Annotated in this window: 16 protein-coding genes; 9 read left to right on the top strand and 7 right to left on the bottom strand. The window is 62.9% G+C overall.

All coding sequences use genetic code 11. The annotated features are described in order from the left end of the window. Positions 1-169: 169 nt before the first annotated feature. Entirely contained in the window at positions 170-1,681 is a 1,512-nt protein-coding gene (locus P4826_RS16270; protein ID WP_317701405.1) for a lipopolysaccharide biosynthesis protein, read from the top strand. A gap of 91 nt (positions 1,682-1,772) precedes the next feature. On the opposite strand, the gene P4826_RS16275 is transcribed toward P4826_RS16270, so the two are convergent. Then, positions 1,773-3,848: an RIFT barrel domain-containing protein gene (locus P4826_RS16275; protein ID WP_317701406.1), complete on the bottom strand. Its 2,076-nt coding sequence runs from the start codon at positions 3,846-3,848 to the stop codon at positions 1,773-1,775. A 479-nt stretch (positions 3,849-4,327) separates the two neighbouring features. Then, on the bottom strand, positions 4,328-4,618 hold the full coding sequence (locus P4826_RS16280; protein WP_317701407.1) for a hypothetical protein: 291 nt from the start codon (positions 4,616-4,618) through the stop codon (positions 4,328-4,330). A 470-nt stretch (positions 4,619-5,088) separates the two neighbouring features. Between P4826_RS16280 and P4826_RS16285 the strand changes: the two genes are divergently transcribed. Then, positions 5,089-5,922: a GNAT family N-acetyltransferase gene (locus P4826_RS16285; RefSeq protein ID WP_317701408.1), complete on the top strand. Its 834-nt coding sequence runs from the start codon at positions 5,089-5,091 to the stop codon at positions 5,920-5,922. Positions 5,923-6,186: 264 nt separating this feature from the next. On the opposite strand, the gene P4826_RS16290 is transcribed toward P4826_RS16285, so the two are convergent. The 3 genes from P4826_RS16290 to P4826_RS16300 are packed head-to-tail and all read right to left on the bottom strand — an operon-like array spanning position 6,187 to position 8,131. After that, a complete protein-coding gene (locus P4826_RS16290) occupies positions 6,187-7,029 on the bottom strand; it encodes a hydrolase 1, exosortase A system-associated (RefSeq protein ID WP_317701409.1) in 843 nt (280 codons plus the stop codon). Beyond that, positions 7,026-7,874 carry a hydrolase 2, exosortase A system-associated gene (locus tag P4826_RS16295; RefSeq protein ID WP_317701410.1) on the bottom strand — a complete coding sequence of 283 codons (849 nt, stop codon included), beginning with the start codon at positions 7,872-7,874 and terminating at the stop codon, positions 7,026-7,028. Before P4826_RS16295 ends, P4826_RS16290 begins: the two co-directional genes overlap by 4 nt. Further along, on the bottom strand, positions 7,871-8,131 hold the full coding sequence (locus tag P4826_RS16300; protein ID WP_317701411.1) for an acyl carrier protein: 261 nt from the start codon (positions 8,129-8,131) through the stop codon (positions 7,871-7,873). Before P4826_RS16300 ends, P4826_RS16295 begins: the two co-directional genes overlap by 4 nt. Before the next feature lie 379 nt (positions 8,132-8,510). Between P4826_RS16300 and P4826_RS16305 the strand changes: the two genes are divergently transcribed. The 6 genes from P4826_RS16305 to P4826_RS16330 all read left to right on the top strand — a co-directional run bounded on the left by P4826_RS16305 (position 8,511) and on the right by P4826_RS16330 (position 18,542). Then, on the top strand, positions 8,511-10,148 hold the full coding sequence (locus P4826_RS16305) for an acyl-CoA ligase (AMP-forming), exosortase A system-associated (RefSeq protein ID WP_317701412.1): 1,638 nt from the start codon (positions 8,511-8,513) through the stop codon (positions 10,146-10,148). Then, complete coding sequence (locus P4826_RS16310; protein WP_317701413.1) at positions 10,135-11,340, top strand: pyridoxal-dependent decarboxylase, exosortase A system-associated; 1,206 nt, start codon at positions 10,135-10,137, stop codon at positions 11,338-11,340. The genes P4826_RS16305 and P4826_RS16310 overlap by 14 nt, the downstream gene beginning before the upstream one ends. A 98-nt stretch (positions 11,341-11,438) precedes the next feature. After that, positions 11,439-13,520, top strand: a complete 2,082-nt coding sequence (gene prsK, locus P4826_RS16315; RefSeq protein WP_317701414.1) for an XrtA/PEP-CTERM system histidine kinase PrsK — start codon at positions 11,439-11,441, stop codon at positions 13,518-13,520. 12 nt (positions 13,521-13,532) lie between these two features. Beyond that, positions 13,533-14,894, top strand: coding sequence for a PEP-CTERM-box response regulator transcription factor (gene prsR / locus P4826_RS16320; RefSeq protein WP_317701415.1), 1,362 nt, complete (start codon positions 13,533-13,535; stop codon positions 14,892-14,894). A gap of 38 nt (positions 14,895-14,932) precedes the next feature. Next, positions 14,933-17,713: an XrtA/PEP-CTERM system TPR-repeat protein PrsT gene (prsT, locus tag P4826_RS16325; RefSeq protein WP_317701416.1), complete on the top strand. Its 2,781-nt coding sequence runs from the start codon at positions 14,933-14,935 to the stop codon at positions 17,711-17,713. Positions 17,714-17,762: 49 nt separating this feature from the next. After that, positions 17,763-18,542 (top strand): trypsin-like peptidase domain-containing protein, encoded by a 780-nt coding sequence (locus tag P4826_RS16330; protein WP_317701417.1) that lies wholly within the window; start codon positions 17,763-17,765, stop codon positions 18,540-18,542. A gap of 115 nt (positions 18,543-18,657) precedes the next feature. Here P4826_RS16330 and infA read toward each other — a convergent pair whose 3' ends face one another. After that, positions 18,658-18,927, bottom strand: coding sequence for a translation initiation factor IF-1 (gene infA / locus P4826_RS16335; RefSeq protein WP_317701418.1), 270 nt, complete (start codon positions 18,925-18,927; stop codon positions 18,658-18,660). A gap of 483 nt (positions 18,928-19,410) precedes the next feature. After that, positions 19,411-20,073 carry a DNA oxidative demethylase AlkB gene (gene alkB, locus P4826_RS16340; protein WP_317701419.1) on the bottom strand — a complete coding sequence of 221 codons (663 nt, stop codon included), beginning with the start codon at positions 20,071-20,073 and terminating at the stop codon, positions 19,411-19,413. Positions 20,074-20,155: 82 nt separating this feature from the next. On the opposite strand from alkB, the gene P4826_RS16345 reads away from it, so the two are divergent. After that, complete coding sequence (locus P4826_RS16345; RefSeq protein WP_317701420.1) at positions 20,156-21,664, top strand: AMP-binding protein; 1,509 nt, start codon at positions 20,156-20,158, stop codon at positions 21,662-21,664. The last annotated feature ends 77 nt before the right edge of the window (positions 21,665-21,741 follow it).

Here is a 21,741-nt window from a genome sequence, read left to right on the forward strand (position 1 = left end):
ATTGGCCTTCCACCAAACTGAGTGTGGTTGTTGCAACTCAATGATTTGCAATTTGATTGGGCTGACAGTCAGTGGGCGCGAAAACTCCCGAGCATAGATATTTCGATATCTAAAAGCTGATTGGCCTATTCAGGCTGTTAAATAGTACTTAGCGCTAGCTCATATTAAAATGAAAAATGATAGTATAAAAAAAACTGCGCTGTTGGGCTTGATATACTTGGGTGCAGGAAAATGGCTTGGAAAGTTATTTTCATTTGCCACAACGTTAGTACTCGCGCGACTGCTTTCACCGGAGGACTATGGAACCATGGCGTTGGTTATGGTGTTTATAGGGTTTCTGGGATTTTTTAATGAGATTGGGTTGGGGAGCGCAATACTACAGCGCCCTGTGATCTCCGCCGCACAGCTTGACGGATGTTTCTATCTTTCGCTGATGATCGGCAGTGCGCTTTGTGGGGTCACATTTTTTTTGGCCCCTTTTGTTGCGCATTACTATGAAAATTTACTACTGACTCCAATCATACGGTTCGTTGCGCTCACATTTATATTTGGGTCGTTAGCGACTGTTTCAGGCGCATTAATCAATCGTGCGATGAACTTTAAAATGCTGGCGGGCATCGAGTTTGTTGCAGTTCTTTTGCAGAGTATTGTTACTCTGGTGTTGGCGTGGCTTGGCTTTGGGGTCTGGGCTCTTGCTTGGGGTTTTTTTGCCTCGCAAGTCCTGAAAAGCGTTTTAACTTATCACTTTGGAAAGTGGCATCCTTCACGAGTTGGAGGGCTGCGCGCAGCTGTGGACTTGATTAAATTTGGCGCGACAGTCACATACTCAAGAATCACCTGGTATTTTTATAATAATGCAAAGACACTTATCATTGGTAAGACGCTGAACTCGCAGTTGCTCGGAATATATTCAATGGCCGACACGTTGGCATCGCTGCCGAATGCTCATATTACAAGCCTGATAATTAGTGTTGCGTCGCCACTATTTGCTAGGTTGCAGCATGACCTAGATCGACTCAATCGTGCATTATTGCGATTGACGTCAGGACTGGCGCTCATAAATTACCCTGTAATGGTGGGTATGGTGATTACGGCGCCGGAATTTGTACCACTGATTCTTGGTAGTAACTGGGTGGAGGTAGTACTGCCTCTTCAAATTTTATGTCTTGTTGGGTTGGTAAAATCGATTGACCCATTGATTACCCAGGCGCTCATTTCAACTGGTAGGGCGAACATCGCTGCGCGCTACACGTCACTTTGTGCGCTTACCATTCCCGGGAGTGTGTTTGTCGCGTCTATTCAGTGGGGATTACAAGGCGCAGCGGTTGGAACGGCGGTGGCGTATTCGCTGTCGTCGCTTTATCTATTTTTTGTTGCAAGACGCCACCTTCACCTGTCGATGCGAAAGTATGTTGGTGCTATCCGGATGGCCGTAGAGGGGTGTGTCTGGATGTTGGTTATTGTGCTGGGTATAAATGAATTGCTTATACGCAGTGGCATTAATCAAACCTTGGTACTGCTGGTGGCCAAGACTGTTTTCGGTGCGATATCATACGCAGTATTCCTGATATATGTGCGTAAGGATGGCCTGCGGGATTGTTATGAAGTGTTGTGTGAGGTCGGTATTTCCAAATCGAAATTGAATCGTTGGCCGTTTAGCAGAATTTCGACGCGGAGTTGAGTAGGAATCCCAAGACATGGCTGAGGCATATCTTGGGAATTTGATTTGAGGTGTTGTTCGGAGATTAAAGCGCTTTACCCTGTATGCAGATTCATCGGGGAATTATGGCCCAGGTAGGATCATTGCGGAAGTCTGCATCCATCAAAGGCGTCTTGGCTTTCCATGCTTGATAGGCGCTAGTGGCACCTTTCAATCCAGCGTTGCTTGTGGCTGCCAATGTGCCTCGCGCTATGGCGGCATAGCCTAAAGCCAGATGAGGGTAGCCTTCGGTTATTGGCAGCGTACTGCATGCCTTTCCTTGCTCGGTGGGATAGTTTGTTGCATATAGGTCGGCCCACGAGGTGATAAATTCACCGGTGTCTTTTCGGACTTTCCAGTAATAGCCTGGTGCGTGTGCCATGCAAAATCCATTGGCTTCATTTTCGAACCTGCCAATATTGAATCTATTTACCCAATCCAACATGGTTTTTGCGCCTGGTTCATTGTTTTCAACAAGTAAACTAAATATTGTGCCAACGAAATCATTTTGCCAAGGAGCTGCATCATGAGTGTGGCTTGAGCCGATCATTGCACCTATAGGCGACTGCTTTGAGTTATTTTGATAGGTCGCGTAGTGAGCAAGGTTGTTGGCGAGAATCGAGTTGAAATAATTCTTTTGTATGTGGCTATTGGGAAGAGCATGAGCTACTTCGGCGATTGAACGCATTCCCCAGGCTTGGCCGCGGACTTGATGTGCATATAGCAGTCCTTTCGTCTCCTGGCGATATGCCGGATTATAAGAGGCAACGTTCCAACCTGCCCAATAGGCCATCTCTTCCAAGTAAAACGCATCACCGCTAATTAAATATGGAATATAGGTGAAAGACCCCTGGTGGGGGATGTCTGGGTGCCATATCGTGTCCTTTGGGGATGATGATGGAACTACGGGGTTGGAAGTGCCGTATTGCACTGAGACTTTTGGGTGTGTTTCTACGTCCAGTATTTGGCCTGTTTTTTCGTCACGGTAGTGAATCGGCACGGCAGCAGCAGCGTCCGCATTGGCAAACATAACTTCTCGTACGCGCTCGTCCTGCGTGATGAGATAGGTGGCTGTCCAGCGTGGGAGGGGGCCAATTTCTGATCTGGCACCCGTGGATGGAAAATACGGATTCAGAAATGCATTCCCCATGGGGCCTAACGCGGCTTGTGCTGTGCGCAGTTTTTGCAGGTCTGTCGCCCACTTGGCCAGCACCGCTTCTGGCACGTTGATGCTCAAGTCATAGTTCCAGGTTGCTTTGCTGTCCAGAAAGTACCGCATGTTGTGCCGCACACGGGCCTGCGGCTCGGCCGACGAGCCTGTCCACAAGACCTTGTGCCAACGCGCGTGGTGGTAGTGGGTGAACTTGGGTTGGGTGTAGATGGTGCTGCCGTTGCGCTTTACGTCTAGTGAATAGGTGATATTGGCCGGGTTGGGTGTCCAGGTGCGGGTGTTCTCCATGACCACGTCGGTACGGATGCGCTGGCCACCATCCACCAGGCGCGTGTGCAGGCGTGCTGTCAGGTGTGGGTGCGTGGCGCCGGTGGCCTTGTTCTTGAAGGGCAGGGTAACGGTGTACTCGGACGCGATGGCTCCGGCCAGGCGGCGCTCGCTGCCGCTGGCGATCTGGGACACCAGTTGGGCCTGGGGTTGAGCCACCAGTGTGGTCACGCTGCCGTTGGCGTCATATACCTGGGCTTCCAGCTCCAGGTTCCAGTCGGGTTTGGCGGGTACGTTGGGGGTGCTGTTGGACTTGGCGCCGCGGTACAGGTTGATGATGCGTTTCTGGCCTGCCGGCAGGTTGGTCAACTGGGCGCTCAAGACGGCAAAGCGCGCAGATCCATCGCGGTGTGTTGATAGTTCGTCGGTTTGCAGGGGGATAGTGGTGCCGTCCACTTTGGCCACCAGGCCCTGGCTTGTCGGTTGCCAATCGCCCGCCTTGAATGGCTGCCCGAATGTGACGGGTACGCTGCCTTGCGTTTGCGAGCTGGCCGAGGCGACTTCGACGCAGGTGATGGCATCAGCGGCGCAGTTGAATGCGCCAGCCGGCTGTACGACGCTTGGTGGGGGCAGCGTGGGTGTGGGAGTGGGAGTGGCCGCGGTCGGTGGCCTGGGGGTGGCAAGTGAGCTGTTCAGGTCAACGTTGGCCACTACGTCGTCGCCCCCACCCCCGCCACATGCTGTGAGGGTGGCCAGTGCGAGTGTGCATGTAATAGACATACGGTAATTGCTTCCGGGTGCGTTGTTCTTGCGCGATGAAGGGCTCATGATGATCGAGTTCGTACGGTTTGGGGCGCCCGCGTGCTAAGCAGGGGCAATGTGCTGTGGTGGATGGGAGGGTGTGGCCGATGGGCGTTGCGGTTGGCCGGGCTTTGGGGGTGTGTGGCTACCGGTGTTGCCAGGGGCAAGTTGCGGTAGGCCACGCAGCGGGGATTGTTTCGACATTGTGAAGCCGCCGGCGAAACAAAAGGTGTCTATTGATCCTATATGTTCAGTTTCGGTTTGTTGCAGGGATGATTGGGATCAAGGCTTGCTGGGTGCTGCCGAGGTGTGTCTCTCATCTGCTGGTTGTTCATCCATATAAATAGGGATGTCACCTGCGGATGTTTTGGTTTTAGCACTTTTTGCATTCAGAGGATCATGCGGTTTGGTACGCAAATACGACCTTGTTCCTTTGATAGATGTGTGCATAAAACAAATAGCACAATATGTTGCATATGTACTACTTCCTTTCCCGTTGCGTCTTGGGCGCTATGGTTTGGTGGTTTGAGATTTTTTTGATAGCGCCATATCTCTGCTTGGCGCGCAATGGCTCGTGGCGTTGGCTCAGTGACATGTTTTGGATGCTCCCTGCCCTGCGTCTGTGACAACGTAGCCGTCATCCCCTCGACTGTCGGGATCCATGCGTTGAGCGGGTGCATGGGGTCGGGCGGTGGCTGTTGTCCTCATGAAGCGGGGGAATGTGGGCCTCTGGGGAATGTGGCCGGTTGGATCCAATACAGTTCAGTTAACGACGCTGTAGGAGCGGCTTCAGCCGCGAATGGCGCCGTTCGCGGCTGAAGCCGCTCCTGCGAGTAGGTGGCTTAGGGCGCTATCTGAACCGCATTTCGGTCAGGCCTGAAGCCGTTTTGTGGCGGGTACGCCGCCGCAAGGTGGGCGCAGCGGCGCCAATGTAGCCGAGCCCGGTATAACCGGGGGCGTACGTATGTATGGATGTGAGGGGCGCAGAGTGACGGCTGAGGTATTTCAAACAGAGGCTTGGTTTGCCAATCTTCTGGCGCACGGCTTTGAGCGGCCGCCGCATGCGCTCAAGACCTGGTCGCTGGGTGCGCCGTCGCCGGACGGGCAGGTCGGCTTGCCGTTGATGCGGCTGCAGCCCGGAGGGCCCCTGTTGGGTCTGAGCAATTACTACAGCTGCCTGTATGGCCCGGTGGGCTCTGGCAAGGCGTTGGCAGGCCTGTCTGCTGCCCAATGGCGCGAGGCCGCCGGGGCGCTGCGGCGCTGGCCCGATGCTGGGGTGTTGCGGCTGCAGCCGCTGGATGCAGACAGCGCGTGGCTTGCCGCGTTGCAACAGGCCTTGCGCGGGGCAGGGTACTGGACGGACCGGTTTTTTTGTTTTGGCAACTGGTTTCAGCCGGTGCCGGCGGGTGGTTTTTCGGCTTATTGGGCCCAACGCCCGTCCATGCTGCGCAGCAGCGTGGAGCGTGGACGCAGGCGCCTGGATCGCAAGGGTGCGTGGCACGTCGAGATCCACAGCAATGACCCGCAGGGCGTGGAGCGAGCGTTGCAGGCCTACTTGACGGTGTATGCCCAAAGCTGGAAGAACCCCGAGCCCTGCCCCGACTTTATGCCCGGCCTGGTGCGCACGGCCGCGCGCGAGGGGTGGCTGCGCCTGGGCGTGTTGTGGCTGCAGGATCAGCCCCTGGCGGCGCAGGTGTGGCTGGTGCATGGGGCAAAGGCCAATATTTACAAGCTGGCCTACGTGAAGGGGCAGGAGAAGCTATCGGCCGGGTCGGCACTGACGGCCGCGCTGATGCAGCATGTGATGGATGTTGATCGCGTGTCCGAGGTGGATTACCTGAGCGGCGACGATGCCTACAAGCGCGACTGGATGGCACAACGCCGCGAGCGCGTGGGTTTGCTGGCCTTCAACCCGCGCCGCCCCCAAGGCCTGCTGGCCGCTGCGCGGCATTTTGTCGGCGCCTGGCTGCGCCGCCGAAGTTAATTGGGGTCAGATTCCAATTAACTGCCTGCTGGTCCGCCGCAACGGGTTAACCGTCATCCCGGCGGAGTCCGGGGCCCATTGCACGCGTCGCTTTGATTTTGATAAAAATATGGCTCTAGCGCTTGTTGGTATTTCGTATGCAGCTCTACTTTTTGATATCTTGACCTAATTGGGGTCAGATTCCAATTGCCTGCGTGCTGGATCCCGGCATTCGTTGGCATGACGGCCAACCCGTTTGAATGGATCGACGGGCCGCAGCGTGGTTCACACCAGCGTGGCCAGCCAGTGCAGTGTCAGTTGCTCCAGCTGGTCTTGTTGACCGGGTTGCGAGCAGGTGTGGTCGGCGCCGGCAAGGTTGTGGCGTGTCACGCCGGGGCGCTGCAGGGCCGGGCGCCATTGGGCGTGGTTGCTGGCGTATTCAATGAACTCCTGGGCGGTAAGATCGCGTTCGCTCAAAATAAGCATGATTTTGCCTTCAAACGCTTGCCAACAAAGCGCCATAAGCTCTTGAAATGATAGTAACGCCGGGGCTGTCTGGCGCATGGCGCGCAGGTTGGCCCATATGCCGCGCAGCGCAGCCCAGCCCACACGCCCGCCAGCCAGCTTGCGCCAGAAGTCGGCTTGCAGTACGCGCTGGCGGTAGTAATGCTTGACATGCGCCCGGGCCAGGCCGGCTTCGGAGCGCACCCAGGGGTTGAGCAACGCCACGCCCGCCACGCGCGGATCCTGCGTGGCCTGCAGGTACAGCAGGCTGGCCGACGCGCCGTCGCACAGGCCCCAGAGCACGCTGCGGTCAATCGGCGCCGCCTGCGCCAGGGCATCCAGGGCGGCGGCGATGTCCGGGGCCGTGTTTTCGAACGGTACGGGGTCGCCGGGGCTGTCACCCATGCCCGGCAGGTCAAAGCGCAAAACGGGATAGCCGGCGGCGGCCAGGCGGCGTGCCAGCAGCACAAACTGCCGATGGCTGCCCGCGCGGTACTGGGCGCCGCCCACCACGATGAGCACGGCGGTGCGCAGCGTGGGCGTGCCCGGCGCGGGCAGGCTCAAGATGCCCAGCATGTCGAAGCCGTCGCCCGCAATCTGCAGGGGTTGTTCCTGGACGTTCATGGTGGCGGTATGTCGGTCAGTGCTGCCAGCGTGGCGGCTATCAGGGCCGGGGCATCGTCGGTGCCCACGGTTTGCCAGAACGCCGGGCCGTTGACGGCCTGGGCCTGTACGCGCCAGCCGGCGCCGCTCCAGGCGGCAAGCGGCTTGGCGCTGGCGGGGGGCAGTTGCGGGGGCTGTGTGCTGGAGACTTCCAGCCACACCAGGCGCCCCGCTGGCCCTGCCGTGGGAGGTGTCAGGCGGGCGTCGCCCAGGCCCCGGGCCAGGTTGGCGCTCAGGGTGTAGCCGGCAATGTGCACGGATTCACCCAAGGCCAACGCCTGCGCCGGTGTCTGGCCCGACGACGCATTGCCCAGCCATTGGCTGGCGGCCTGCAGGCGCAAGAACTGCTGCAGTTGTTGCTGGCCGCTTGCCACCGGCTGCCACAGCAGCAAGTGGGTTGGATCACCGCCTTCTTGCGGCTGCTGCGCCAGTTGCACGGCCAGCAGCGCGCCGGCGCGCATTCCCCATAGCCACAGCGGGCCGCCGCCTTGCTCCAGCAGCCAGTGGCGGGCCTGCTGCGCGTCGTGCAGCCAGGCGGCCCAGGTGGCATCGGCAAACTCGCCCGAGCTGTCGCCGCAGCCCAGCAGGTCGATCTGCAGCACGCCGTAGCCCGCCTTGGCCAGGGCGCGTGCCTGCTGGGCCACCACGCGGCGGGTGCTGTTGAGCTCTTCGGCAAACGGGTGCAGGTAGAGCACGCGCCCCTGGGGCGAGCTGCCTTGCGGCGGGTGGTACAGGCAAAAGCGCTGGCCGTTGTCGCCGGGCAGAAAGAACGCCTGCGGCAAGGCGGCGCGCGCGCTCGGGCTCATGTGTCCTGCTGGGCCAGCGCCTGCTCCACCAGGTCGCAGAGGCTGCCCACGGTGGCAAACACCGCGCCGTGCAGGTCTTCGTCGCTGAAGGTGATTCCAAAATGGTTCTCAAGGCCGGTGATCAGGGCCAGCACGGCCATGGAGTCCAGCTCTGGCAGAGCGCCGAGCAGCGGCGTATCGCGCTGAAAGCCAGCGCTGCGGCCTTGCAGGCCAAGGGCTTCGTCAAGTACGCGGATGACTTGTGTGGTCAGGTTCATTTCGGAGGCGGCGATGGTGGAATGTCTTGTGCGCTGCGGCTGGATTCTATTGACCCGCAAGAAAAGAGGCCGACCGTCATCCCGGCCAAGGACGAGACTCAGCGCCCACGCTTGCCGGGCATGGGTGTCTGCACCTATTTTGTATAGCGCTCCACGCAATATGTGTGCGCCCTTGGGGTTGTTTCTCCCTCTCCCGCTTGCGGGAGAGGGCAGGGGTGAGGGCGACCAATGCTGGCGCTGCGCCCCGTCACCTCCTCTTCACCAAGGGTGGCGATGGAGCTGAAGCACGCGCCAAACAAGCGTTATGCGCTACTAAAAAAATGTGCAGGTGCCAATGCTTGCCGGGGGCCGGGTAGGGCGATGCCGTAACATCGGCCGCATGTCTTACGCGCCCCATCTCACCAGTGCCATACCCCCGGTGTTGCTGCACCAGCTGCCGCAGCGGGCAGCGGTCTGCTGGCCGACGCGCACCGCCCTGACGGTGGAGGGGCAGCACCTGTCGTATGCCGACTTGCAGGCGCAGATCGAACGCTGCGCCGCCGGCTTGCAGCAGCTGGGGCTGGAGCGCGGCGCGCGCGTGGTGTTGTATCTGGACAAGCGGGTGGAGACCGTGGTGGCCAGCTTTGCCGCCCCGGCAGCAGGGGCGGTGCTGGTGCCGGTGAACCCGCTGCTCAAGCCGACGCAGGTGGCGCATATCCTGCAGGATGCCGGGGCCCAGGTGCTGATCACGTCGGCCGCGCGGCTGGCCAGCCTGGCGCCGGTGCTGGGCGACTGCCCCGACCTGCGGCATGTGCTGTGCTGCGATGGGGATGCGCCGCTGGCGCAGGCGCCTGTGCCTGCAGGCATGGCTTTGCACGCCTGGCATGGGGTGCTGGCCAGCGGCCCGGCTGCGGCGCCCACGGTGCTGGATGGCGACGTAGCCATGATTTTTTATACCTCGGGCAGCACCGGCTTGCCCAAGGGTGTGGTGTTGTCGCACCGCAACCTGGTGGCCGGCGCCACCAGCGTGGCCAGCTACCTGGGCAACCATGCCGAGGACACCCTGCTGGCGGTGCTGCCGCTGTCGTTCGACGCGGGCTTCAGCCAGCTCACCACGGCGTTTCTGGTGGGCGCGCGGGTGGTGCTGCTCAACTACCTGCTGCCGCGCGATGTGCTGCAGACCATGGCGCGCGAGCGCGTCACCTGCCTGACGGCGGTGCCACCCCTGTACATGCAGCTGACGGCCCTGGACTGGCCCGATGGTGCGGCGCAGCATCTGCGCTACTGGGCCAACACCGGCGGGCGCATGCCGCGCGCCACGCTGCAGCGCATGCGTGCGCTGGCGCCTGGGGCCTTGCCGTATCTGATGTATGGCCTGACCGAGGCCTTTCGCTCCACCTACCTGCCGCCCGACGAGGTGGATCGCCGCCCCGACTCGATAGGCCGGGCCATACCCAACGCCGACGTGCGCGTGCTGCGCGAAGACGGCACGGAATGCGCCGTGGACGAGCCCGGCGAGCTGGTGCACCGCGGCGCCCTGGTCGCACAAGGGTATTGGCGCCGGCCCGACGAGACGGCGCGCCGCTTCAAGCCCTGGCCCGCGGCCTTGCTGGCGGCCACCGGCGACTGGGCCGCGCCCGAGCGTGCGGTGTTCTCGGGCGACACCGTGCGGCGCGATGCCGAGGGCTTCTTGTACTTTGTCGGCCGGCGCGACGAGATGATCAAGACATCGGGCTACCGCGTGAGCCCGACCGAGGTCGAGGAGGTGCTGTACGCCAGCGGCCTGGTGGCCGAGGCGTTGGTGTATGCCAAGCCCGACGAAGCCCTGGGCAGCGCGATTTGCGCGGCCCTGTGGGCGTCGCCCGCGGCCAGCGGTCAGGCGGCGCAGGACGATGCCGCCCTGATGGCGCATTGCCGCCAGCATCTCCCGGTCTTCATGTTGCCCAGGGTGCTGCAGTGGGTGGACAAGCCCCTGCCGCGCAGTCCCAATGGCAAGCTCGATCGCCAACGTTGGATGCAGGATCATGGATCGCTTTGATGCCTCGGGTGCCGAGTTGCGGGTCGGCGGCCTGCCCTTGTCGCGGCTTGCCGAGCGGGTGGGTCAGACGCCTTTTTATGCCTATGACCGGTCGTTGATCGCGGCGCGCATCGCGGCCGTGCGGCTGGTTTTGCCGCCGGGCGTGCGCCTGCACTACGCCATCAAGGCCAACCCCATGGCAGCCCTGGTGGGCTTTCTGTGCCCGCTGGTCGATGGCATGGACGTGGCGTCGGCCGGCGAGCTCAAGCTGGCGCTGGATGCTGGCGCAGACCCGCTGAGCATAGGATTTGCGGGGCCGGGCAAGCGTGCGGCCGAGTTGCGTCAGGCCGTGGCCTCGGGCGTGCTGCTGCATGTGGAGTCGGCGCGTGAGCTGCAACTGCTGGCCAAGGCCGCCCAGGACTTGGGCATGCCCGCCCGCGTGGCGCTGCGCATCAACCCCGACTTTGAGCTGCGCGGCGCCGGCATGCACATGGGCGGGGGCGCCAAGCCGTTCGGCATTGATGCCGAGCAGGTGCCGGCCATGCTGCGATCCATGCACCAGGACGGCGTGGTGTTTGAAGGCTTTCATGCCTACCCAGGCTCGCAGAACCTGCGCGGCGAGGTGATTGCGGAGAGCCTGCGCCGCACCGTCGATATGGTGCTGCGCCTAGCGCAGGACGCACCGGCACCGGTGCGCTATGTCAACCTGGGTGGGGGCTGGGGTATACCGTATTTTCCCGGTGAGCGGCGGCTGGATCTGGCGCCCGTGGCCGAGGCCCTCGCGCAAGCGACGGCGCGCCTGGCGCAGGGCCTGCCGGCGGCAGAGCTGGTGCTGGAGCTGGGGCGATACCTGGTCGGCGAGGCCGGTATTTACGTGGCGCGCGTACTCGACCGCAAGGTCTCGCGCGGACAGGTCTTTTTGGTGACCGATGGTGGCATGCACCACCATCTGGCGGCCTCGGGCAATTTTGGCCAGGTGATCAGGCGCAACTACCCGGTGGCCATAGGAAACCGGCTGCAATCGGCCGAGCGTGAGTCGGCCAGCGTGGTCGGGCCGCTGTGCACGCCGCTCGATGTGCTGGCCGAGAAGCTGGAGCTGGCCGTGGCCCAACCTGGCGACCTGGTGGTGGTATTTCAGTCAGGTGCCTACGGTGCGACCGCCAGCCCGCAGACTTTTTTGGGGCACCCGGCTTGCGTTGAAGTGTTGGTGTAAGCAAAAAACCGCGCATTACGTGGTATTGTTTCTTAATGTATCAACATCAATGCCAACCTGCGACAGCAGCAGACGCATCCGCCTGGTAGCTGGTCACCATGAACGGCAGTGAAAGCACGGTGGTTTACTGGGGCTGGGCTCTGGCTGCTGGGGCCTATAGCCTGATGTCCCTGCGTTTGATTGGCCAGCAGTACCTGGGGGCCGCGGTCAATCGCATTGCCGTGGTCATGCTCGCGGCCTCGGTGCTGACCGTGATCTGGAGCGTCAGCAGCCTGCTGGCGCTCACCGAGTCATCGGCGTGGTGGCTGGGGGCGCAGGCGGCCGATATCTTGCGCTATCTGTGCTGGACGGTGTTTGTCGCCCTGTTCTTCAGGACGAATGCCGGTCAGGCCAACGATGGCTGGTACCGCTGGTGGCCGGGCCTGGTGGTCGTGGGACTGTTCGGCGCCCCGGCGGCGGTGGTCATGATTTACCTGCTGGCGGGGGCCAAGGGGCAGGCTTTTCTGATGGTGTTGCTGGCGATTGCCGGGCTGGTTCTGCTGGAACAGTTGCTGCGCAATGTGCCGGAGGATTCGCTGTGGAGCGCCAAACCCGTGTGCCTGGGTCTGGCGGGCACCTTCCTGTTTGACCTGTATGTGTTCTCGCAAGGGGTGCTGTTTCAGGGCATAGACCCTGATGCCCTGAGCGTGCGGCCGTTCGTGCATGCCCTCATGGTGCCCTTGCTGTGGCTGGCGACAACGCGCCATCGCAACTGGATCGCCAAGATCCATGTGTCGCACAAGGTCATGTTTCACTCCGCCACGCTGGTGCTGGTGGGGCTCTACCTGCTGTTCATGGCCAGCGTCGGCTACTACGTGCGCTATTTTGGCGGCGCGTGGGGCGGTGCCCTGCAGCTGGGCCTGGTTTTCGTGGCCGTGGTGCTGGCCATTGGGGTGGCGTTGTCGGGTTCATTGCGCGCCACGCTGCGGGTGTTTCTGGGCAAGCATTTTTTTCGTTACCGCTTTGATTACCGTGAGGAGTGGCTGAAGTTCACGGCCACGCTGTCCAGTCAGGACCACCCGCAGGAAGCCGGCAAGAATGTGATTCGTGGCCTGGCGGACATGCTGGAGAGCCCGGCAGGCGGCTTGTGGCTGCTGCGCCCCGACGACGATCAGTACCGCCAGGCCGCGCGCTGGAATTTGCCCGCCGCTACCGAAACCGTGGACAAGGATGGCGCCCTGCCCGCGTTCATGCGTTCGACTGCCTGGGTGGTCAACCTGGAAGAATGGCGCGCCTACCCTGGGCGCTACCAGCATCTGCGAGTACCCGATTGGCTTGCCGAGTACCCGCAGGCCTGGCTGCTGGTGCCCCTGTGGCACGGCAAGGATTTGCTCGGGTTCGTGCTGCTGGCCAGCCCGCGCACGCCGGTTGAAGTCAATTGGGAGGTGATTGATCTGTTGAAGACGGCTGGCAGGCAGGCGGCGAGCATTCTGGCGCAGATGCAGGCCACCGAGGCGCTGCTTGAATCACGCAAGTTCGAGGCATTCAGCCGGATGTCGGCATTCGTGGTGCACGACCTGAAAAATATCGTGGCCCAACTGTCATTGATGGTCAAAAACGCCAAGCGGTTGCAGAACAACCCGGAGTTTCAGGCCGACATGCTGATGACCGTGGAAAATTCGCTGGAACGCATGCGCCAGCTGATGCTGCAACTGCGCGAGGGGGCGTCTTCTGGCGCAGCCGCCGTGGGCGTGGACCTGGGCAAGATTGCCGAGCGCCTGGCCGCCAATGCCCTGCGCCGCGGGAGGATGGTTGAAGTGGACGTTTCGTCACAGGTTTTTACCCGTGGACACGCCGATCGTTTGGAGCGCATCATCGGCCATCTGGTTCAAAACGCGCTGGAGGCCACAGGTGCCACCGACCGTGTCTGGATTCGGGTCGATCGCTATGGCAGTCATGCACGCGTCGAAGTCGGCGACGAGGGCCATGGCATGAGCGAAGAATTTGTCCAGACGCGGTTGTTCAAGCCTTTTCAGACCACTAAGGAAGCTGGCATGGGCATTGGCACCTACGAGAGTTTTCAGTATGTGCAGGAGCTCGGGGGCAAGCTCTCCGTGGACAGCCAGGTCGGCAAAGGAACGGTGGTGGGGCTGTTGCTGCCATTGATTGAAATCAGTCGCGATTCCGATTTACACCTATAGGAGAGGGACGGCATGAGTGCGGAGAAGTTGCAGCCCTTGTTGGTTGTCGAGGACGACCTGGCGCTGCAAAAGCAGATCAAATGGTCGCTCGACGGCTATGAGTCGGTCTTGGCCAATGACCGCGAAAGCGCCATGGCGCAGTTGCGCCGGCATGGCTCGCCAGTAGTGACCATGGATCTGGGCCTGCCCCCGGATGCGGACTCGGTGTCCGAGGGCTTCAAGCTGCTGGAACAGATACTGGCGGCGGCGCCAGACACCAAAGTCATCGTGCTCACGGGGCAGAACGGCCAGGCGAACGCACTCAAGGCCGTGGCCATGGGTGCCTATGACTTTCTGGCCAAGCCCTTCGAGCCGGAAGTGCTCAACCTGTGCGTGGAACGCGCCTTCAGGATGCACGAGCTGCAGGCCGAGAACAAGCGGCTGCAGGCCTTGCAGGCGTCGGACGCCATCGCGGGACTGATCACACGCGACCCGCAGATGCTGCGCGTGTGCCGCACCATCGAGAAGGTGGCGAATACGAATGCCTCGGTGATGCTGCTGGGCGAGAGCGGCACGGGCAAGGAGGTGCTGGCCCGGGGGCTGCACCAGCAGTCCAACCGCAGCAATGGCAGCTTCGTGGCCATCAACTGCGCCGCCATTCCTGAAAACCTGCTCGAAAGCGAGCTGTTTGGCTACGAAAAAGGCGCCTTCACCGGTGCCGCCAAGACCACACCGGGCAAGATCGAGACGGCGCATGGGGGCACCCTCATGCTCGACGAAATAGGCGATATGCCCATGCCGCTACAGGCCAAGCTGCTACGTTTTTTGCAAGAGCGTGTGGTCGAGCGCGTGGGCGGACGCCAGGGCATTGCCGTGGATGTGCGCGTGGTCTGTGCCACGCACCAGAACCTGGCGCAATGCATCAAGGATGGGCGCTTTCGCGAAGATCTGTATTACCGCCTGGCCGAAATCGTGGTCGAGATACCACCGCTGCGTCAGCGGGTGGGCGATGCGGCGCTGCTGGCCCATGCCTTTGCCCGCCGTTTTGCACAGGAGCATGGACGCAGCCTGACCCTGGCCGATGATGCTCTGCGCGCGATCGAGGCCCATCCATGGCCGGGCAACATCCGTGAGCTGGAAAACCGTATCAAGCGCGCCACCATCATGGCCGATGGCAGCCAGATCACCGCACTCGATGTCGGCTTCACGGATGCCGACGGGGTGGACGATGACCGCTCGCTGGACTTGCGGCTGATCCGCGAGGCGGCTGAGCAGCGTGCCGTGCTGGCAGCGTTGGCGCGTACCGATGGCACCGTTGCCAAGGCTGCCGAACTGCTCGGTGTGAGTCGGCCCACGCTGTACGACCTGATGCATCGCTTGGGCCTAAAGACTTAAGAAACCGGTTCCCTGTGAAGGACAACATGATGATGAAGATGCCTATTTCCCGCAGTGCTTTCCCGTCCGCTACCCTGGCAATCGCCTTGCTGGTGTCGGCCTGCGGTGGAGACAATCCCGATACCCTGGTTACATCGGCGCAGGACTACCTGAATCGACAGGACGCACCAGCGGCCATCATCCAGCTCAAGAACGCCTTGAAGGAGCGCCCTGATTTCATCAAGGCACGCCTCATGCTGGGCCAGGCCTTGCTTGCCACTGGTGACGCTCAGGGCGCTGAAACCGAATTCAAGAAGGCGCAGGATCTGGGTGCACCCGCCGACGAAATCGTGCCGCAGCTGGTACAGGCTCTGATGCAGGCCAGGCAGTTTGACAAGGTCACCAACGACTACGCGAGCAAGCAGCTGAGCGGGGAAGAGGCGCAGGCCAATCTGAAGACCAATGTGGCCATTGCATGGCAGCGCCAGGGTCAGCAGGACAAGGCGCGTGAGAGCCTGAACGAGGCGCTCAAGGCCAAGCCCGATTACGCACCCGCCTTGCTTGAGCTGGCGCGCACCAGCGCCTTGTCCGGCGATATCGAAGCCGCTCTGGTCGGGTTGGACAAGGTGCCGCGGCAGTCCGCTGCCGGAGCTGAAGCGCTGAAGTTGCGTGGTGACCTGCTGCTGTACACCAAGCGCGACATGGCTGGCGCGTTGGCGGCTTATCAGGAATCGTTGCAGGTCAATCCAGCCTACAAGGAAGGGCAAGCCGCAATCATTGAACTGTTGCTGGTACAGGGCAAGGTCGATGACGCCGAGAAGGCTTTGCAGGTGCTGGTGAAGGAGGCCCCCGGCCGGGTGCCCACCTTGTATTTGGAAGCGATGCTGGCCTATACCAAAAAGGACTTCAAGACGACACAGGAAAAAATACAGAACCTGTTGCGGCTGGCTCCCGAGAGCTACCGTGGCTTTGAACTGGGTGGTATGGCGGAGCTGCAACTGGGCTCCAATGTCCAGGCCGAGGCGATGTTGTCCAAGGCTCTGCAACTGAACCCCGGCTTGGCCATGGCGCGCCGCGGCCTGGTGACGACAAATATACGCCTGGGGCGGCTGGATAATGCCGTGGCCCTGCTGCCCGAGGAGCCAAAAGACGGGAAAGACGGCAACTCTGACCCAGCCCTGCTGGCTCTGGCTGGGCAGGTGTACATGTTGCGCGGAGATATTGATCGTGCGCAGCGCTACTTTGCCCGTGCCTCCAGCCTGGACCCCAAGGATCCCGCGAAGCGCACCTCATTGGCGCTCAGTCATCTGGCGGCTGGCCAGGGCGACACGGCGATAGGCGAGCTGCAGAACATTGCCGCATCCGACGAGGGTGTGGTGGCCGACATGGCACTGATCAACACCCTGCTGCGGCAGGGCAAGACCGATCAGGCCTTGAAGGCCATAGATGCGCTGCAGAAAAAACGCCCGGCCGACGTGGTGCCACCCTTCCTGCGCGGACGCGCGCTGCTGCAAAAGGGCGACAAGGCCGGCGCACGCAAGGCCATGGAGCAGGCGCTGCAGATCGATGGCAACTACTTCCCCGCCGTTGGCGTTTTGGCCGTCATAGACAACGCCGAGAAGCGCCCCGATGAGGCTCGCGCGCGGCTGGAGGCCGCCATCAAGCAGCAGCCGGCCAACATCCAGGCCTACCAGCTGCTGCTGGAGCTGCGTGCCGCCCATGGCGCAGACAAGGCCGAGCTGACCGGCATTCTGCGCCGCGCCGTCGACGGCGCGCCCAACAACCCAGTACCGCGCCAGATGCTGGCCGAGCATTACCTGCGCACCGGTGAGCCCAAGGAAGCCCTGACGGTGGCACAGAACGCAACCGCCGCTCTGCCCGACAACATGCAGCTGCTGGACGTGCTTGGGCGCGCCCAGCTCGCCAATGGCGAGCACAACCAGGCCCAGTCCAGCTTCAACCGCATGGCGGCGCTGCAGCCCAAGTCACCGCTGCCGTATCTGCGCATGTCCAGTGCTCACCTGGTGGCTGGCGACCAGGCCGCCGCCGCCGAAAAACTGCGCAAGGCGCTCGAGATCACCCCCAACCTACTGCAGGCCCAGCAAGGCCTGGCCAGCCTGGCCATGGCGGCCAACAAGCCCGACGAAGCACTGGCCATCGCCCGCACGGTGCAAAAGCAACGCCCCAAGGAGGCGGCCGGCTACATCCTCGAAGGCGAGATCCAGGCCGCGGGCAAGGCCTGGGACAAGACCATCGACGCCTATCGTGCGGGCCTGAAGCAGGTCGACAGCCCCGAGCTGGCCGTGCGCCTGCACAGCGCCCTGCAGAGTGCCGGCAAGAAACCGGATGCCGACCGCTGGGCCGCGGACTGGACACGCAGCCACCCCAAGGATGCCAGTTTCCCCTTCTACCTGGGCAGCCAGGCCCTGAGCCGCAACGAGTTGCCCGAGAGCCTGCGCCAGTTCGAGCGCACGCTGACACTGCAGCCGGACAACGCCATCGCCCTGAACAACCGCGCCTGGATCAAGGGCCAGCTGGGCAAGGAAGGCGCCCTGGCCGACGCCGAACGCGCCAACACCCTGGCGCCCAACCAGCCACCGCTGATGGACACCTGGGCCATGCTGCTGTCGGCGGCCAACCAGCACGACAAGGCGGTGGAGCTGCAGAAGAAGGTGGTGCAGCTGCAGCCACAGCAGCTGGGCTACAAGCTGAACCTGGCCAAGATCTACCTCAAGGCCGGGCGCAAGGATGCGGCCAGGCCGCTGGTGGATGAACTGTCTGCCGCCGGGGACAAGTTTCCCGGCCAGGCCGAGGTGGCGGAGTTGAAGAAGGCACTGTGAGAGGCGCCCCTCGGTGTTTGCTGCAACAGGCTGGAGGTTGATCAGTGCCATGAACTTGAAACATGGATCGACGCCCTGGGTGTTCATATTCCTGCTCCAGTGGCTGTGGGCGGGTTGCGCGCTGGCGCAACTGCCCGATGCCGTGCAGCGGGTGAAACCCTCCGTAGTGCTGGTCGGTACCTACAAAGCCACCGACAACCCGCGGTTTCGTTTTGTCGGAACGGGTTTTGTGGTGGGTGATGGCTTGCGTGTCGTGACCAATGCCCATGTCACCAAGGCCGCCGAAAGTGCGGGTGCGGATGCACCGGCCCTGGTGGTGCAGGTACGCTCAGGCGCAAGTGCCTGGACGCTGCGCCAGGCCAGGGTGCTGGAAAACAACCACGAGCAGGATCTGGCGCTGCTGCAGATCGACGGGCCGGCGGTTGCCGCGCTCGGCATTGGTGCATCCGACCAGGTGCGCGAAGGGGAGGATTTCGCCTTCATGGGCTTTCCGGTCGGCGGGTTGCTGGGCTTTTCGTCCGTCACTCACCGGGCCATTGTGTCGTCCATCACCACCATGGCCCTGCCCAGCCCGACCAGCCAGCAACTGAGCGAGCGCGCCATCCGCAGCATGCGCTCGGGGCCGCAGCAGGTGTTTCAGCTGGACGCCACAGCCTACCCCGGCAACAGCGGCGGCCCGTTGTTCGATCCCCGTAGCGGTGCCGTGTTTGGCGTCATCAGCATGGTGCTGGTCAAGGGCACGCGCGAATCGGCACTCAGCCAGCCTTCGGGCATTACCTACGCCATTCCAAGCCGCTATGTGTCGGAGATGCTGGCGCGGCATCCATGAGTCATTCCATTTCTAAATCACCCGTGTCGTTGTTGCTTCGCCTTGTCGTGCTACAGCACTGCCTGCGGCTCCGCGCCTAGACACGAATGATTTGGAAGCGGAATCAAATACGGTACTAGCGCCGTGGACGCGCCGGAGCGCGCGGTGCGCCGCCCGCGCGCGGGGGCAGGTGACGGAAGGTGATGCGGCCCTTGGTCAGGTCGTAGGGCGACATCTCCACCGACACCGCGTCGCCCGCCAGCACGCGGATGCGGTGTTTGCGCATCTTGCCGCCCGAGTAGGCGATGAGCGCGTGGCCGTTGTCGAGGGTCACGCGAAAGCGTGAGTCGGGCAGCACTTCATCGACCTTGCCTTGCATCTCGATCAGTTCTTCCTTGTTGGACATGGGGTTCCTCTTTTTTGTCAGGGGCGAGTGATGGCGGGCGCGACCCATGGCCGGCGCCACCCGCACTCGATGGGGGGCTGTGTGCAATGCACAGAAAACGCATGCGCCGGCAACCCCGGCGCGGGATGGGCGATGGCGCATCGCCCGTGCAAGACGCCGGTATGCAACGCTGGCATCTATTGGTAAGGCCGCTGCGGCCGGGCATGCTGCCCTGGACTGCGGGTGGGCAGGGTGCCCAGCGCGGCGGTGATGTGTGCGGGACTGGCCTGCACAAGCTGTGCTGACGAAGCGCGTGCCCGGCAGCAAAGGGGCGCAGTCTAGTGCGTAATGGACTTTTGTGCTGGCGCCAATGTCATTGGCCCTGCTGCGGGCTGTGGCATGGCGCTGGCCATGTCTTGGTGCAGGGTGTGGCGTTTGGGCCTACGGTTGAAAAGGCCTGCAGGTGTTTTACAGCAAGCGCTCGATGCTATCGTTCTTGTGGTTTCAAAGCGCCTTGCGCAGCGTCAGGTTGATGCGGCACTGGCCCGTGGCCGGGTGCTCGCCCGGCGCCACGGGCAGAACGCCATGAAAGCGCAGCCTGTCCACGCCGCCCCAGACCAGCACGTCACCATGCCGCAGAGGCACGCGCAGTGCGCGTTCTGAGCGCGTGGCGCCGCCCCACAGAAAGACGGCCGGCAGGCCCAGCGATACCGAGACGATCGGCGCGGCCAGGTCGCGCTCGTCGCGGTCCTGGTGCAGCGACATGCGCGCGCCCGGCGCGTAGCGGTTGATCAGGCAGGCGTCGGGCAGGAAGGGCGCAAACCCCGCCTGCCGCGCAGCATCCTGCGCCAGTCGCATGAAGGCCGCGGGCATGGCCGGCCAGGGCCGGCCGCTCACCGGGTCGCGCTCCGCGTAGCGGTAGCCGCGCCGGTCACTGACCCAGGACAAAGGCCCGCAGCCCGTCATGGCCACCGACATGGCCTGACCGCCCGGGGTGAGCATGTGACGCCAGGGCGCCTGCGCGGCGACCTGTTGCACGCCCTGCACCAGGGCGTCGGCCTGGGCCAGCGCAAAGCCGCGCAGCAGCACCGCTTGCGTGCCCAGGGGCAGGGCCGTAGGCTGGGCGCTGTCGTCGGCAAACAGGTCGTCGAGGGGTTGATGGGGCATGGCAGGAGTTTGAGCCAAAATGCCGTGTAGCGCTTATCCATCAAGCGCAAACAGCTATTTTGTTAAGAGCAAGGAGACGGCAATGAATATCGCCCAACTGCTGCAGCGCAGCGCCCTGGTGCATGGCGACCGCCCGGCGGTGCTGGCCGGCGCGCGCCTGCTGCACGACTACCGTGGCCTGGCGGCGCGCGTGGCGGCGCTGGCCGGGCATTTGCGCCAGCGTTGCGGTGTGCAGCCGGGCGAGCGCGTGGCCATCTACTCGGCCAACTGCCCCGAGTACCTGGAGGCGCTGCATGCCATCTATTGGTGTGGCGCGGTGTCGGTGCCCGTCAACTACAAGCTGCATGCGCGCGAGCTGGCCCATGTGCTGGGCGACAGCGGCGCGCGCGTGGTCTGTGTGTCGGCCGAGCTGCGCGATGCCGCGTTTGCCGCCGGCGCCGACCCCGCCGCCCTGCAGGTGCTGGGCGGCCCCGGCTGGAGCCAGGCGGCGCAGGGCGCGCCGCTGGCGCTGGAGGAGCGCGCGCCTGAGGATCTGGCCTCGCTGTTCTACACCTCGGGCACGACCGGCCGGCCCAAGGGCGTGATGCAGACCCACCGCAACCTGCTGGCCATGACCATGGCCTATTTCACCGATGTGGACGATGTGCACCCGGATGACGCCATGGTCTACGCCGCGCCCATGTCGCATGGCGCCGGCCTGTATAACTACGCCTACATGCTGCGCGGGGCGCCCCATGTGCTGCCCGAATCGGGCGGTTTCGACCCGGCCGAGCTGGCGCAGCTGGCCGCCGACGTGGGCCGGCTGTCGCTGTTTGCCGCGCCCACCATGGTGCACCGGCTGGTCGAGCACTTGCGCGCCACGGGCGGCGACGGCAGCGGCTTCAAGACCATCGTCTACGGCGGCGGCCCGATGTATGTGGACGACCTGCGCCGCGCGCTGGACACCATGGGCCAGAAGTTCGTGCAGATCTACGGCCAGGGCGAATGCCCCATGACCATCACCGCCCTGGCGCGCGAGCATTTGATGGACACCCGGCACCCGCGTTGGGAGCAGCGCATCGCCTCGGTGGGCGTGGCGCACGCCTGCGTGGAGGTGCGCGTGGCCGACGCCAATGACGAGCCTGTGCCCCAGGGCGAGCTGGGCGAGGTGCTGGTGCGCGGCGACACGGTCATGGCCGGCTACTGGAACAACCCCGAGGCCACGGCGCAGACGCTGCGCGGCGGCTGGCTGCACACGGGCGATGTCGGCAGCCTGGATGCTGACGGCTTTCTCACGCTGCAGGGCCGCAGCAAGGACGTGATCATCTCTGGCGGCTCCAACATCTACCCGCGCGAGGTGGAGGAGGTGCTGCTCCTGCACCCGCGCGCGAGCGAGGCGGCGGTGGTGGGCAAGCAGGACGCCGAATGGGGCGAGGTGGTGATCGCCTTCCTGGTGGCCGATGGCGAGCCCGTGCCCGATGCCGAGCTCGACGCCCTGTGCCTGGCGCATATCGCCCGCTTCAAGCGCCCCAAGCAATACCGCTGGGTGCCGGCCCTGCCCAAGAACAGCTACGGCAAGGTGCTCAAGACCGAGCTGCGCGCCTGGCTGTAACCATGGCGCGGCTGGGCGCTATGCGTGGCCGGCTGGCGTGATCTCGGCCCATGCGGGAATATCGGCCCCATGCGCCG

This window comes from Diaphorobacter limosus, assembly GCF_033100095.1.
Taxonomy (GTDB): Bacteria; Pseudomonadota; Gammaproteobacteria; order Burkholderiales; family Burkholderiaceae_C; genus Alicycliphilus; species Alicycliphilus limosus.